Origin of the sequence: Kibdelosporangium banguiense (assembly GCF_017876405.1) — a bacterium.
GTDB lineage: Bacteria > Actinomycetota > Actinomycetes > Mycobacteriales > Pseudonocardiaceae > Kibdelosporangium > Kibdelosporangium banguiense.
This window is the reverse complement of sequence record NZ_JAGINW010000001.1, coordinates 10,479,899-10,496,354: the sequence shown is the minus strand read 5'-3', so window position 1 is coordinate 10,496,354 and position 16,456 is coordinate 10,479,899. Positions and strand designations below refer to the sequence as shown.

Here is a 16,456-nt window from a genome sequence, read left to right as displayed (position 1 = left end):
CATGGCAGACGACGACAAGGTCCTGGGCTACCTCAAGCGGGTGACGGCCGACCTGCACACGGTCCGCGGTCGGCTGCGGGAGGTCGAGGACGCCGAGCGGGAGCCGATCGCCGTCGTCGGGATGAGCTGCCGCTTCGGGGGTGGGATCGACACGCCGGAGAGCTTGTGGCGGCTGCTCACTGACGGGAAGGACGCGGTAGGGCCGTTCCCGACGGACCGCGGCTGGGACCTGGACGCGTTGTTCCACCCCGACCAGGACCGGGCAGGCACGTCGGTGACCGGCCGCGGCGCGTTCCTGACCGACGCGGCCGGGTTCGACGCGGACTTCTTCGGTGTCTCGCCCCGGGAGGCGCTGGCGATGGACCCGCAGCAGCGGGTGTTGCTGGAGCTGGCCTGGGAGGCCTTCGAGCACGCGGGAATCGACCCGCTGCCGCTGCGGGGCAGCCGCACCGGTGTGTTCGTGGGCACCAATGGTCAGGACTACGCGACGCTCGCAACCGGCGACGCCCATGAGGTCGAGGGTTACCTCGGCACCGGGAACTCGGCCAGCGTCGCGTCCGGCCGGGTCGCCTACACCTTCGGTTTCGAGGGCCCAGCGATCACCGTGGACACCGCGTGCTCGTCGTCGCTGGTCACGTTGCACCTCGCCACGCACGCGCTGCGTCGCGGCGAGTGTTCGATGGCGTTGGCGGGCGGTGCGACGATCATGGCGACTACCGGCATGTTCACCGAGTTCAGCCGTCAGCGCGGGCTGGCCCCGGACGGGCGCTGCAAGGCGTTCGCGGCTGCGGCCGACGGCACCGCGTGGGGCGAAGGCGCGGGGATCGTGCTGCTCGAACGCCTCTCCGACGCCGTGCGCGCAGGACACCGGGTGCTCGCGGTGGTCAGGGGTTCCTCGGTGAACCAGGACGGCGCGTCGAACGGCCTGACCGCCCCGAACGGTCCCGCCCAGCAACGGGTGATCCGGGCGGCCCTCGCCAGTGCCCTCCTCGCGGCGTCCGAAGTGGACGTCGTCGAGGCGCACGGGACCGGCACGGCGCTGGGCGATCCGATCGAGGCGCAGGCCCTGCTGGCGACGTACGGACAGCAACGCGGCCAGGGCGGTCCCGCCCTGCTGGGATCGGTGAAGTCCAACATCGGCCACACCGCCGCCGCGGCCGGGGTGGCCGGGGTGATCAAGATGGTGCTGGCGCTCAGGCACGGCGTCGTGCCCGCCACGCTGCACGTCGATGCGCCGACACCACACGTGGAGTGGGCCGCGGGCGAGGTGGAGCTGGTCACCGAGACCCGTCCCTGGCCGGAGACCGGTGCGCCAAGGCGGGCCGCCGTGAGCGCGTTCGGCATGAGCGGCACCAACGCCCACGTCGTGCTGGAGCAGGCTCCGGCCCTCGATGCGCCGGTGGCGCGGGCCCCGGTTGCTCTTGGGACAGAAGGACTTCTGCCCTGGGTCGTGTCCGGCCACTCGGCCGCCGGGTTGCGGCGCCAGGCCGCGCGGTTGCGGCGGTTCGTGGCGGCGTCGGACGCCGACCCGGCCGACATCGGGTGGTCGCTGGCGGCGACGCGGGCAGGCCTGCCGCACCGTGCCGTCGTGTTCGCTGAGGACCGCGACGGGTTCCTCGCCGAGTTGGACGCGGTGGCTGCCGGTACGCCGGGTGCGGTCGAGGGCGTGGCCGGGCAGGACCGGCCGGGTGTCGTGTTCGTGTTCCCCGGCCAGGGTGCGCAATGGGCGGGGATGGCGACCGAGTTGCTGGCGTCGTCACCGGTCTTCGCGGCGGCGATGGGTGAGTGCGCGGCCGCGCTCGCGCCGCACGTCGACTGGGACCTGGTGGACGTGGTGCGGGACGCCTCGTCGCTGGAACGCGTGGACGTCGTGCAGCCGGCGCTGTGGGCGGTGATGGTGTCGCTCGCCGCGCTGTGGCGGTCGTTGGGCGTCGAGCCCGCCGCCGTGGTCGGGCACTCGCAGGGCGAGATCGCGGCCGCATGTGTGTCCGGTGTGCTGTCACTGGCGGACGGGGCACAGCTGGTTTCCTTGCGCAGCAAGATGATCGCCGAGGAACTGGCGGGCAGGGGCGGCATGATGTCGGTCGCCGCACCCGCCGCTGACGTGGCGGACCTACTCGGCCCGGGTGCCTGGGTCGCCGCGCTGAACGGGCCGGACGCGACGGTCGTCGCCGGAGACGTCGAGGCGCTGGCGGCGGTCGAGGCCGCGGCCGCGGAGGCCGGGCTGCGGACCAGGACCATCCCGGTCGACTACGCCTCGCACACCCCGCACGTCGAACCGTTGCGGGACCGGCTCGTCGCGCTCGCCGCGCCGATCACCCACCACGCGGGCACCGTGCCGATGTATTCGACCGTCACCCCCGGCCCCGCCGAGTTCGACGACACCTACTGGTACCGCAACCTCCGCGACCAGGTCCGGTTCGCCGAGACGGTCGAAGTGCTGCTCGCGGCAGGGAACACCACTTTTCTTGAGGTGAGTCCGCATCCCGTGCTGGCGACGGCGATCGCGGGGGACACGGCCGTGGTCGGGACACTCCGCCGGGACGACGGCGGTCCGCGCCGGGTGCTCACCGCGCTGGCCGAGCTGTGGGTCTCCGGCGTCGACCCGGACTGGCGCGCGGTGTTCGGCGACGCCATGACCGTCGACCTGCCGACGTACGCGTTCGAACGCGAGCGGTTCTGGCTCCGCGGCGGCCCAGCGCACGGCGTGCCCGCCGGCGTGTCCGCGCCGGAGCACCCGCTGCTCACCGCCGGTGTCGCGCTGGCGGACGACTCCGCCGTGTACACGGGCAGGCTGTCGCTCGCCACGATGCCGTGGCTGGCGGACCACACGGTCATGGGCGAGTTCGTGGTCGCGGGCACCGCCATCGTCGACCTGGTGCTGCGGACCGGCGGCGACCGGCTGGACGAGCTGGTCCTGCACCACCCGCTCACGCTGCCCCGTGACGGCGCCGTCGACCTCCAGGTTCATGTCGACGCGCCGGACGACGACGGACGGCGCGAGGTCCGGGTGTACTCCGGACCGGGGGAGTGGACCTGCCACGCGACCGGCCTGCTCACGGAGTCCACTGTGGACGCACCGGTGACCGGGCCGGAGAGCTGGCCGCCCGCCGGTGCCACTCCCGTCGACCTCGACGGCCTCTACGACCGGCTGGACGACCTCGGGTATTGCTACGGCCCGCTGTTCCGCGGCCTGCGCGCGGTCTGGTCGGCGGGCGACAAGGTGTACGCCGAGGTGGCGCTGCCGGCCGGGACCGAGACCGAGGGCTTCGCCGTCCACCCGGCCCTGCTCGACGCCGCACTGCACGCCCGGTTCGCCGCCGACGGCCACGACGGGCAAGGCGGGTTGCCGTTCTCCTTCTCCGGCGTGCGGGTCCACGCCTCGGGCGCCACGACCGCGCGGGTCCGGCTGGCGCCGGATGGGTCGGTCACGCTGACCGACACGGCCGGGCAACCGGTCGTCACTGTCGACGCCGTCACGTCCCGTCCCGCCGCAGCGCAACGCATGCCGGATGGTCTGTTCGAGCTGGACTGGACCGAGTTGTCCCTGCCGGACGGACCGGACCCCGATGTCGTCACCCTGAGCTGCCCACCTGGTGAGGGCGACCCCGTCCACGCGACGCGGGATGTGGTGGCGTCCGTGCTCGGCGAGGTGCGCAAGCGGCTGGACGGCGAGGAGACCCTCGTCGTGGTGACCAGTGGCGGCGTCGCGGTGACCCCAGGCGAACGGGTGCGCGACCTGTCTCATGCCGCCGCGCGTGGGCTGGTGCGCTCGGCCCAGTCCGAGCACCCGAACCGGATCGTGCAGGTCGACGTGGACACCATGCCGGAGTCGGCGGCGGCACTGCCGCGCGTGTTCGCCGCCGCGCTGGCCTCGGGTGAGCCGGAGGTGGCCGTCCGCGGCGGTGCCGGCTGGGTACCCCGGTTGCGCCGGGTCGTCGCGGATGCCTTGCCGGTGCCTGATGCCGGCGCGTGGTCGCTGGACCTGAACGCGGCCGGGTCGCTGGACGGGCTGGGGCTCGTGCCCTGTCCCGAGGTGACGCAACCGCTGGGGCCCGGCGAGGTGCGGGTCGGTGTGCGGGCGACCGGGGTGAACTTCCGGGACGTGCTCGTCGCGCTCGGGATGGTGACGATCGGCGACGACGTGTCGTTCCGCAGCGCGGGGTTCGGGTGCGAGGGCGCCGGTGTGGTGCTGGAGACCGGGCCCGGCGTGACGGGCCTGGCGGTCGGCGACCACGTGTTCGGGCTGCTCTCCGGCTCGTACGGCGGCCCGGTCGCGGTGGGCGACCGGCGGCAGTTGGCGCGGATGCCCGCCGGGTGGTCGTTCGCGGCGGCGGCCTCGGTGCCCACGACGTTCCTGACGGCGTACTACGGGCTGGTCGACATCGGCGGTCTCCGGGCAGGGGAGTCGTTGCTGGTGCACGCGGCTGCGGGCGGCGTGGGCATGGCGGCGGTGCAGTTGGCCCGGCACTTCGGTGTCGAGGTGTATGCGACCGCCAGTGAACCGAAATGGCCCGCGGTGCGCGAACTGGGTGTGCCGGAGGAGCGGATCGCGTCGTCGCGGTCGCTCGAGTTCGGCACGCGGTTCCCCACGGTCGACGTGGTGCTGAACAGTCTGGCGCGCGAGTTCGTCGACACGTCGATCGACCTGCTCGGCGACGGCGGCCGGTTCGTCGAGATGGGCAAGACCGACATCCGCGACGCCGACGCGGTGGCCGCCCGGTGGCCTGGGGTCCGGTACCAGGCGTTCGACCTGGGTGAGGCCGGACCGGACCGGGTACAGGACATCCTCGCCGAGTTGGTGCCGCTGTTCGAGCAGGGTGTGCTCACCCCGTTGCCGGTCACGGCATGGGATGTGCGGCAGGCACCCGAGGCGTTCCGCCACATGAGCCAGGCCAAGCACACCGGCAAAGTCGTGCTGACCGTCTCACCGTCCATTGCGGACGGGACGGTGCTGGTCACAGGCGGGACGGGTCTGGTTGGCTCGCTCGTCGCCCGGCACTTGGTGACCGCGCACGGCGTCCAGAACCTGGTGCTGGCGAGCCGTCAGGGCCAGAACGCGCCCGGCGCGGCTGAACTGACCATGCTCGGCGCGGGCGTTCGTGTTGTCGCCTGCGATGTCGCCGACCGGGACGCGGTCGCCGCGTTGCTCGCGGACATCCCGGACCTCCGCGGTGTCGTGCACGCGGCGGGTGCCCTCGACGACGGCGTTGTCACCGAGCTGACCGAGGAACGACTCGACGCCGTGTTCCGGCCGAAGGTCGACGCGGCGTGGCACCTGCACGAGCTGACGAAGGACCGCGACCTCGGCTTGTTCGCGTTGTTCTCGTCGGCCGCGGGCGTGTTCGGCGCACCGGGACAGGGCAACTACGCGGCCGCGAACGCGTTCCTGGACGCGCTGGCAGAGCACCGCCACCGCGCGGGCCTTCCCGCCCGGTCTCTGTCGTGGGGTCTGTGGGCCGACCGCAGCGCGATGACCGGCGACCTTGACCAGGCGGACCTGGACCGCATGGCCCGCAGCGGTGTCCACCCGCTCGGCGCCGACCATGGCCTCGCGTTGTTCGACGCCGCGACGGCCCACCACCGGCCGCACACCCTGCCCGTGGACCTGCGGCCACGACAGTTCACCGGAACCGTGCCGGCGCTGCTGCGTGCCCTGGTGCGCACGACGTTCCAGCCCGCCGCGGCCGAGCCTCGGACCGGGAACCTGGGTGACCGGCTGGCCAATCTGTCCATTGAGGACGGTATGCGGCTGCTGACCGATCTGGTGCGCACCCAGGCCGCGGCGGTGCTCGGCCACCACAGCCCGGACGCGGTGCTCGCCGACCGGCCGTTCAAGGACCTTGGGTTCGACTCGCTCACCGCGGTCGAGCTGCGCAACCGGCTCGGTACCGGCACCGGGCTGCGGCTGCCCGTCACGGTGGTGTTCGACCACCCGACCCCGGCCGCGCTGGCGGGGATGCTGCGACGGGAACTCGTCCCCGAGGTGGACCCCGTCCGGCTGGCGGCGAGCGCGATCGACTCGCTGGCCGCGCTGCTCACCGGTGTCCCCGCCGGCGACGAGGCCCGGCCGGAACTGACCGTCCGCCTCCGCGCCCTGCTGGCGGACTGGACCGCGACAGAACAGTCGGCGGACACCGACCTCGCCACGGCGACCGACGCCGAGCTGTTCGAGCTCATGGACAGCAAACCCTGGTCGGTCTGAGCCCCCGAACCCACCCGTGCCGCGAAAGAAGCAGTGATGTCACACGAGAGCAAGCTCCGCGAGTACCTCCGCCAGGCCATCGCCGAGGCCCGCGAGGCGCACCAGCGGCTGCGCGCGGTCGAGGACGCCGCGGCGGAGCCGATCGCGATCATCGGTATGAGCTGCCGGTTCCCCGGGGGCGTCGGCACCCCGGAGGACCTCTGGTCGCTCGTCGCCGACGGCCGCGCCGGGATCACCGGCTTCCCGGCCGACCGGGGGTGGGACCTCGATTCCCTCTACGACCCCGACGGCGAGCGCCCGCACACCTCGTACGTCCGCAGCGGCGGGTTCATCGACCGCGCGGGCGACTTCGACGCCGGGTTCTTCGACATCTCGCCACGTGAGGCGATCACCATGGACCCCCAGCAGCGGGTGCTGCTGGAGACCACATGGGAGTCGTTCGAGCGGGCCGGGATCGACCCCGGGACGCTGCGCGGCGGCAGCACCGGGGTCTTCGTCGGCGGTGCGCAGGCCGGCTACGGCTCGAATGTCCATAATGGACCAAGCGGTGTCGAGGGCTACCTGTTGACCGGGAACGCGTCCAGTATCCTGTCCGGCCGGCTCGCCTACACCTTCGGGTTCGAAGGTCCCGCCATCACCGTCGATACAGGATGTTCGTCGTCGCTTGTGGCGCTGCACCTCGCCGTGCGGTCGCTGCGTTCCGGCGAGAGCTCGCTCGGCGTGGTCGGCGGCGTGATGGTGATGTCGGTACCCGCCGCGTTCACGGAGTTCAGCCGTCAGCGCGGCCTGGCCCGTGACGGTCGCTGCAAGGCGTTCGCGGCTGCGGCGGATGGCACCGCGTGGGGGGAGGGCGTCGGGGTGCTGCTTGTCGAGCGCCTGTCCGACGCCCGGCGCAACGGGCATGAGGTGCTGGCCGTGGTGCGGGGCAGTGCACTGAACCAGGACGGCGCGTCCAACGGCCTGACCGCGCCGAACGGTCCCGCACAGCAACGGGTGATCCGGCAGGCACTGGCTGACGCCGGAGTGTCGGCGGCCGAGGTGGACCTCATCGAGGCGCACGGCACCGGCACGACCCTCGGCGACCCGATCGAGGCACAGGCGTTGCTGGCGACCTATGGGCAGGACCGGCCCGCGGACCGCCCGGTGTTGCTGGGGTCGGTGAAGTCGAACATCGGGCACACCCAGGCAGCGGCCGGGGTCGCCGGTGTCATCAAGACGGTCATGGCGATGCGGCACGGGATTGTGCCCGCGACTCTGCACGTGGACGAGCCGACTCCGCACGTGGACTGGGACGCGGGCGCGGTGGAGCTGGTCACCGAGGCGCGGCCGTGGCCCGAGGTGGATCGGCCCCGGCGGGCGGGAGTGTCGTCGTTCGGCATCAGCGGCACCAACGCGCACGTCGTCCTCGAACAGGCACCCCCGGCCGGCGAGGACGAGCCCGCTGTGCCCGGAGCGAGCCAGTCCGGCGCTGTCGTGCCATGGGTCCTGTCCGCCAGGACCGAACCCGCGTTGCGTGCCCGTGCCGCGCAGGTGCGTGACCTCGTCGGTGACCGGCCGGACGCCGAGATAGCCGCGGCTCTGGTGCACGCCAGGGCGGCGTTCGAACACCGCGCCGTCGTGCTCGCCACCGACCGGCCCAAGCACCTGGACGCGGTGGCCCGCGGCGAGGTGGACGGGACCGGTGCGGTGACCGGGCTTGCCCGGCCGGACGCCAAGATCGCGTTCGTGTTCCCCGGCCAGGGTTCGCAGTGGGCCGGGATGGCGGCCGAACTGCTGGCGTCGTCGCCGGTGTTCGCCGAGGCGCTCGGCGAGTGTGCGGCGGCAGTGCGCCCGTACGTCGACTGGGATCTGCTCGACGTGCTGCGTGACGCGCGGGAACTGGACCGGGTGGACGTCGTGCAGCCCGTGCTGTGGGCGGTCATGGTGTCGCTGGCCGCGGTGTGGCGATCCCTGGGGGTCACACCCGATGCCGTCGTCGGGCACTCGCAGGGGGAGATCGCCGCGGCTTGCGTCTCGGGGGCCCTGTCGATCGCCGACGGGGCGCGTCTGGTGGCGCTGCGCAGCCAGACCATCGCACGGGAGCTGGCAGGCCAGGGCGGGATGGCCGTCGTCGCCGCGTCAGAGGGCGAGGTCGCCGGGCTGATCGGTGCCCGGTCCAACGTGTGGGTCGCCGCCGTGAACAGCCCCGCCAGCACGGTGATCGCAGGCGCACCTGGTTCGTTGGCCGAGGTCGTCGCAGCCGCGGACCAGGCGGGTCTGCGCGCCCGGACCATCGCGGTCGACTACGCCTCCCACACGCCACACGTGGAGCAGGTCCGTGACCGGCTGCTGGACTCCGCGGCGCCGGTCGCGCCCACGTCTGCGGACGTCACCATGTACTCGACGGTCGCGGCGGCCACGGTCGACGCCACAGAACTGGACGCGGAGTACTGGTACCGCAACTTGCGCGAGCCCGTCCGGTTCGCCGAGGCGGTCGGCGCGCTGATCGCCGACGGCGTGTACACGTTCGTCGAGGTGAGCCCGCACCCGGTGCTGACGTCGGCGGTGGAGGAGATCGCGGGCGAGCGGGACGTGGTCGTCGTCGGCTCGCTCCACCGAGGCAGGCCCGAGCAGGCCGCGTTGCTGCGGTCTGCGGCCGTGCTGTGGACCAGGGGCACCGGCATCGACTGGCCTGGCCTCGACCGGCCGAGCGCACCGGCCGGCCTGCCGACCTACCCCTTCCAGCGCACGCGGTACTGGCTCGACCCGTCCCTGTCCACGGGCGACGTCGCGAGCGCGGGCCTCGACCCGGCCGGGCACCCGCTGCTGACCGGCGTCCTCACCGCGGCCGAGGCCGACACGGTCACATACACCGGTCGGCTGTCCCGGACGTCCCAGCCCTGGCTCGCCGACCACGCGGTCCTCGGTTCGGTCCTGCTGCCCGGCGCCGCGTTCGTCGACCTCGTCCTGCGGGCGGGCCGGGACGTCGGCTGTGACACGGTTCAGGACCTCACGCTGTCCGTGCCGCTGGTGCTTGACGACGAGGCTGGTGTCGCGGTCCAGGTCGGTGTCGCCGCGCCGGACGACACCGGGGCACGGACTGTGACCGTGCACTCCCGGTCCGACGGCGCGTGGGTCCGGCACGCCCATGCCACGGTCGTGCCCTCGCCGGGAGCGGCCGACGGGTTCACCGAGCTGGCAGGCACCTGGCCGCCCGAGGACGCGACCGAGGTCGACGGTGGCGACCACTACGCGGCGCTGTTCGACCGCGGGTACGAGTACGGCCCGGTCTTCCAGGGGCTGGGCGTGGTGTGGCGGCGGGGCGCGGACGTGTTCGCCGAGGTGACGTTGCCCGACGAGGCCGAGTCCCCCGAGGGCTTCGTCATCCACCCCGCGTTGCTCGACGCGGCACTGCACGCGCTGGGCGTGACCGTGCCCGACGACGCCGTGGCGGCGGTCCGGCTGCCGTTCGCGTGGACGGGCGTGCGGTCGTGGGGCGAGGCGACCCGGTCCGCCCGGGTGCGGCTGACGCCTGCGGGCGCGGACGGGGTGCGGGTGCTCATTGCCGACGCCGACGGCGTGCCCGTGCTCGCCGTGGACAAGGTGTTGATGCGTGCGGCCGGGACCACGTCCGGCGGGTCGCTGTACACGCGGGCATGGGAACCGTGGACGCCCGCTCTGTCCGAGGCGCCGACGGTGGCTCAGTGGGTCGGCGAACCGCTCGCCGAGGTTCTGGCCGAGCGGCCGGAGTTCGTGGTGCTGCCGGTGTGGGACGGCGATGTCCGGGACGTGCTGGGCTCAGTGCTGGAGCGGGTACGGGAATGGCTGGCACACCCCGATTCCCCGGCAGCACGCTTGGCCGTGGTGACCCGGGACGGTGGCGCCGATCCCGTCCACGCCGCCGTGCACGGCTTGCTGCGCTGCGCCCAGTCGGAGAACCCGGACCGGTTCCTGGTGGTGGACAGTGGTTCCGGCACCGTCCCGGCCGAACTGCTTGCCGCGGCGGCACTCGCGGGCGAGCCGGAGATGGCGCTGCGGGGCGACCGCGTGCTCGTGCCCCGGCTGCGCCGCGCGGGCCACGGACCGGCCGAGGCCGCCTGGCCCACGTCCGGGACCGTGCTGATCACTGGCGGCACCGGGGTGATCGGATCGGCGGTCGCCCGGCACGTGGTGACCCGGCACGGCGTGACCGACCTGGTGCTGGCCGGACGGCGGGGTGTGGCCGCCCCCGGTGCGGCCGAGCTGGCCGACGAGCTGCGGGCAGCGGGTGCCCAGGTGCGGGTCGCCGCGTGCGACGTGGCGGACCGGGCGGCCGTGACCGGATTGCTGGCCGGGATTCCCGATCTTCGTGGTGTCGTGCACGCGGCCGGGGTGCTCGACGACGGGGTCGTCACGGCGCTGACCGCCGAGCGGCTCGACTCGGTGCTGCGGGCGAAGGCGGACGCGGCCCGGCACCTGCACGAGCTGACCGGCGACCTCGACGTGTTCGTGCTGTTCTCCTCCGCCGCGAGCGTGTTCGGCACCCCGGGGCAGGCGAACTACGCGGCGGCCAACGCGTACCTGGACGCCCTCGCCGAGCGCCGCCGCGCCAACGGCCTGCCCGCGCGCTCGCTGTCATGGGGGCTGTGGGCCGAGACCAGCGAGCTGACGGGCACCCTCGGCGACGTAGACCACGCCCGTCTGGCCCGGGGCGGCGTCCGGCCCCTCGCCGTCGACAACGGCCTGGCCCTGTTCGACCAGGCGATGGCACTGGACGCCGCACACACCGTCCCCATCAACCTCGAACTGTCACGTGACGCCGAGATCCCGCGCCTGCTGCATGCCCTGCTGCCCACGGCGGTGCGCCGCACGACCGGCGGGCGGACCTGGCAGGACCGCCTCGCCGCCGCACCGGCAGGGGAGCGCGTCCGGCTGCTCGTCGAGCTGGTCCGCACCCAAGCGGCGCTGGTGCTCGGACATCCGGACGCCGAGGCCGTCGCGGGTGACCGCGCGTTCAAGGACCTCGGTTTCGATTCACTGACCGCGGTCGAACTGCGCAACCGACTGGCCGGCCTGGCCGGGACCCGGCTGCCCGCGACCGTGGTGTTCGACCACCCGAACCCCGAGGCGCTGGCGGCGTTCCTCGATACCGCGCTGGGCACGGCACCCGCCAGCACCGCGCGGCGCGAGCCCGCGGTGCGCGCGGTCGCGGACGAGCCGATCGCGATCGTCGGCATGAGCTGCCGGTTCCCCGGCGGCGTGGCCTCGCCCGAGGACCTGTGGGCGCTGCTCGCCGCGGGTGGCACCAGTCAGAGCGGGTTCCCCGCCGACCGCGGATGGGACCTCGCGAACCTGTATGACCCGACCGGAGAACGGCCCGGCAGCTCCATCGTGGACAGAGGAGGGTTCCTCCACGACGCGGCCGACTTCGACGCCGGGTTTTTCGGTATCTCCCCGCGGGAGGCCGCGGTGATGGACCCACAGCACCGGCTGCTGCTCGAACTGTCCTGGGAGGCCGTGGAACGCGCCGGGATCGACATGGGCACGTTGCGGGGCAGCCGGACCGGTGTCTACGGCGGGTTGATGTACCAGGACTACCTGTCCCGCCTGCGCACGGTGCCCGAGGACATCGCCGGTTTCCTCAGCAGTGGCAACGCGGGCAGCGTGGCGACGGGCCGGATCGCGTACACGTTCGGCTTCGAGGGGCCCGCGGTGACGGTGGACACCGCGTGCTCGTCGTCCTTGGTGGCACTGGACATGGCGGTCAGCGCGCTGCGGCGCGGTGAGGTCGACCTCGCACTCGCCGGTGGCGCGTCAGTGGTCGCCACCCCGGGCATCTTCACCGAGTTCAGCAGGCAGGGTGGCCTCGCCCGCGACGGCCACTGCAAGGCCTTCGCCGACGCCGCCGACGGCATGGGTGTCGCGGAAGGCGCCGGGATGCTGTTGGTGGTCCGGCTTTCTGACGCGTTGCGGGATGGGCACCGCGTGCTGGCGGTCATCCGCGGCTCGGCGGTGAACCAGGACGGGGCGTCCAACGGCATGTCCGCACCCAACGGGCCGTCCCAGCAGCGGGTGATCCGGCGGGCGCTGGCCGACGCGCGGCTGTCACCGTCCGATGTGGACGTCGTCGAGGCGCACGGCACCGGGACCAAGCTCGGTGACCCGATCGAGGCGCAGGCGCTGATCGCCACCTACGGCCAGTACCGGGACCGGCCCGTGCTGCTCGGCTCGGTGAAGTCGAACCTGGGCCACACCCAGGCCGCCGCGGGTGTCGCCGGGGTGATCAAGACGGTGCTGGCGTTGCGGCACGGCGTCGTCCCGCCGACGCTGCACGTCGACCAGCCGAGCACCCATGTGGACTGGACGGCGGGTTCGGTCGAGCTGGCGACCGCGCCGGTCGACTGGCCGGACACCGGCAGGCCGCGCCGGGCCGCGGTGTCGTCGTTCGGCATCAGCGGGACGAACGCACACGTGGTCCTCGAAGAAGCGCCACCCGCCGACCCGGTCGAGGTGCCTGCCGTGCTCGCCGACACCGCCGAGCTGCCGTGGTTGCTGTCCGCCAAGTCCGCCGAAGCTCTTGCCGCGCAGGCCAAGCGCCTGCTGGAGCGCGCACCTGCCGACGCGGGTGCGGTCGCGGCCGCGTTGATGCGCCGGGCGGCATTCGAGCACCGGGCGGTCGTGCACGGCGACGTCGTCGACAGGCTGACCGCGCTCGCCGACGGGGCACCCGGCGTTGTCGCCCGCCCACGGGACCGGGTCGCGTTCGTGTTCCCCGGCCAGGGTGCGCAGTGGGCCGGGATGGGCCGGGGTCTGCTGACGACCTCCCCGGTGTTCGCCGAGTGGATCGCGCGGTGCGAGACCGCGCTGGCGTCCTGTGTGGACTGGTCGCTGACCGACGTGCTGCGCGGCGTCGAGGGTGCGCCGTCACTGGACCGCGTCGATGTCGTGCAACCGGTGCTGTGGGCGGTGATGGTGTCGCTCGCGCAGGTGTGGCGGGCCGCTGGGGTCGAACCGTCTGTCGTGGTCGGTCACTCACAGGGCGAGCTGGCGGCGGCCTGCGTCGCCGGGGTGCTGTCGCTGCCGGAGGCGGCGCGGATCGTGGTGTCCCGCAGCGCGGTGATCGCCGGTGAGCTCGCGGGCCGGGGCGGCATGGTGTCCGTCGCGTTGCCCGAGAACGAGGTGCGGGCGCTGATCGGGTCGCACGCGGTGTCGATCGCCGCGGTCAACGGGCCGCGTTCGGTCGTCGTCGCGGGCGAGGAGGCGCCGCTGACTGCTGTGGTCGACGGTTGTGCGCAGGCCCGTCGAGTCGCGGTCGACTACCCGTCGCACTCGCCGCAGGTCGACCTGGTGCGGGAGCGGCTCGCGAAGGAGCTGGGCGACGTCGACGCCCGCGACGCCGAGATCGCCTGGCACTCCACGGTCACCGGCACCCTGCTGTCCGGTCCCGAGGCGGACGCCGGGTACTGGTTCCGCAACCTGCGGGAACGCGTCCGCTTCGCCGAGGTCATGACCGCGTTGCTGGCCGACGGCGTGGACACGGTCATCGAGGTGAGCCCGCACCCGGTGCTCTCCGCGCCCGTCGAGGACCTGGCGCAGAACGTAGTGGTGACCGGGACACTGCGGCGCGACACCGACGAGCGCGGGGCGTTCCTGCGGTCCGCGGCGACCCTGTGGACGCACGGCGTGGACGTGGACTGGCGGGCCGTCGTGCCCGCGCCTGCCGTCCCCGTCGACCTGCCGACCTACGCGTTCCAGAAGGAGCGGTACTGGCTGGACGTCCCGTCGGCATCGGGCGACCTGAGCGATGTCGGGCTCGACCCCGGTGACCACCCGGTGCTGAGCGCGGCGGTCGTCCCCGCGGGCACGGACACCGTCCTGTTCACCGGCAAGCTGTCCCCCTCGCCGGCAGGCCAGGTCGTTATGGACGACGCGGTCCTGCCCGGCGGTGCGCTGGTCGACTGGGCGCTGCACGCCGCCCGGCGTGTCGGCCACGCCTCGGTCGCGCGGCTGACGCAGGACGCGCCGCTGCCCGTCGCCGAGGGCGTCCGGGTGCAGGTCATGGTCGGCGCACCGGCCGACGACGGTACCCGCGAGCTGACGATCCACGCCCAGCAGGACGACGGCGACTGGACCCGGCACGCCACCGGCACCCTCGACCCGGCCCCGAGCGCGGAGCGCCCAGCCGGACTGGCGTCGTGGCCGCCGCCGGACAGCGACCCGGTCGACGTGACCGGGTTCTACGAGGACGCCGCCGACCGCGGCGTCGACTACGGCCCGGACCTCCGGGCACTGCGGGCCGCGTGGACGCGCGGGGACGACGTGTTCGCAGAGGTGGCACTGCCCGACGAGGCAGGCACCGACGCGGCGCTCCTCGACGCGGTCTGCCACCTCCGGCAGCTCAGCGCGCCCGAACTGCCCGTGTCCTGGTCGGGCGTGCGGCTGTTCGCGAGTGGTGCCACCTCGGTCCGGGTGTGGCTGTCGCCGACCGGACGCCTGCTGGTGACCGACGACCGGGGCGAGTCCGTCCTGGAGATCGAGGAACTCGGGTTCCGTCCTGTGCCGACCACTGGCCGGCGGCCCGTGCCGCGCTCCCTGTACCGGGTGGAATGGGAGCCGAGCCACCACGCGCCGCAAGCCCCGGGGGCCGACAAGGTTGTGCTGGAGTGCGCGTCGCCGCACGGGAACGTGCCGGAACAGGTCGCGGCCACGATCGCCGACGTCCTCGCCAGGATGCGAGAGTGGCTGGCCGACGATTCCGGCGGCCGGCTGCTGGTGCTGACCAAACCCGGAGACCTCGCGCAGGCGGCGGTCCGCGGCCTCGTCCGCTCGGCACAGTCCGAGCACCCTGACCGGTTCCTGCTCGTCGACGCCGAGGAACCCGTGGTGGTCCCCGACGAGCCGGAGATCCGGGTCCGTGACGGCCGCGTGTTCGTGCCGAGGCTCCGCCGCGCCGCCGTCCCCGCGACCCCGGTCGTGTGGCCGGACTCCGGCACTGTGCTGGTCACCGGCGGCACGGGCACCATCGGCGCCGCCGTGGCCCGGCACCTCGTCACCACGCACGGCGTCACCGACCTGGTGCTGACCTCCCGTCACGGCGCGGCGGCACCCGGTGCGACCGAACTGGCCGACGAGCTGACCGCGCACGGTGCCCGGGTCCGGCTCGCCGCCTGCGACGTCGGCGACCGCGACGCGCTGGCCGCTCTGCTGGCCGGCATCCCCGACCTGCGGGGCGTGGTGCACGCGGCCGGTGTCCTGGACGACGGCGTGCTCACCGCCATGACCCCGGAACGCCTGCGAACCGTGCTGCGCCCGAAGGTCGACGCGGCATGGCACCTGCACGAGCTGACCGAGGGCCTCGACCTGTTCGTGCTGTTCTCCTCGGCGGCGGGGGTGTTCGGCACTCCCGGCCAGTCGGGCTACGCGGCGGCCAACGCCTTCTTGGATGCCCTGGCCGAGCACCGCAGGGCGGAAGGATTGCCCGCGCATTCGTTGTCGTGGGGCCTGTGGGCCGAGGCCAGCGGCCTGACCGCCACGTTGACCGAGACGGACCATGCCCGCCTGACCGCGCGTGGCGTGCGTCCACTCAGGACAGAAGACGGACTCGCGCTACTGGACCACGCCGCGGCGTCGGACGATCCGCACACCGTCCCGGTCCGGCTCGACCTCAGCCGCGCCGACGGGGACGTGCCCGCACTCATGCGTGGCCTGGTGCGGGCGCCACTGCCCCGCGCGGCGAGTGCCGACTGGGTCGCGCTGCCGGACCGGCTGCTCGCCCTGCCCGAGGAGGACCGGCCCGACGCGGCCCTGGAGGTGGTCGGCACCCACGTCGGTGCCGTGCTCGGACACCGGCCCGGCACACGGGTCGCGCCGGACCGGACGTTCGCGGAGCTCGGGTTCGACTCGCTCCTCGCGGTCGAGCTGCGCAACCGGCTGTCCTCGGCGGCGGGCACCCGGCTGCCCAGCACGCTCGTGTTCGACCACCCCACCCCCGCGGCGCTCGCCGGGTACCTGCTCGGGGTGCTGGTGCCCGACGCGATCGCCGCACCGGACCTGCTGGACCGGCTCGACGCGTTGCTGTCCGGCCTGTCGGACACCGAGGAGGTCACGCGGGTCACCGTGCGCCTGGAGACCATCCTGTTGCGCTGGCGGGACCGGACCGCCACCCCGCTCGACACCGACCTCGACCTGGACGCGGCGACCGACGACGACGTCCTGCGCCTCATCGACGAAGAACTCGGGCTCAGCTGATGGGTCCGGTCATGAAGGGTGCCGACAATGGCTGACAAAGAGCAG

Annotated in this window: 1 protein-coding gene and 1 pseudogene; both read left to right on the top strand. The window is 73.5% G+C overall.

The features are described from left to right. Positions 1-40 precede the first annotated feature (40 nt). Positions 41-6,205 carry a type I polyketide synthase gene (locus tag JOF56_RS47060; protein WP_443667652.1) on the top strand — a complete coding sequence of 2,055 codons (6,165 nt, stop codon included), beginning with the start codon at positions 41-43 and terminating at the stop codon, positions 6,203-6,205. A 129-nt stretch (positions 6,206-6,334) separates the two neighbouring features. After that, positions 6,335-16,411: pseudogene (locus JOF56_RS47055) on the top strand (SDR family NAD(P)-dependent oxidoreductase); the annotation flags it as partial. Positions 16,412-16,456 lie beyond the last annotated feature (45 nt).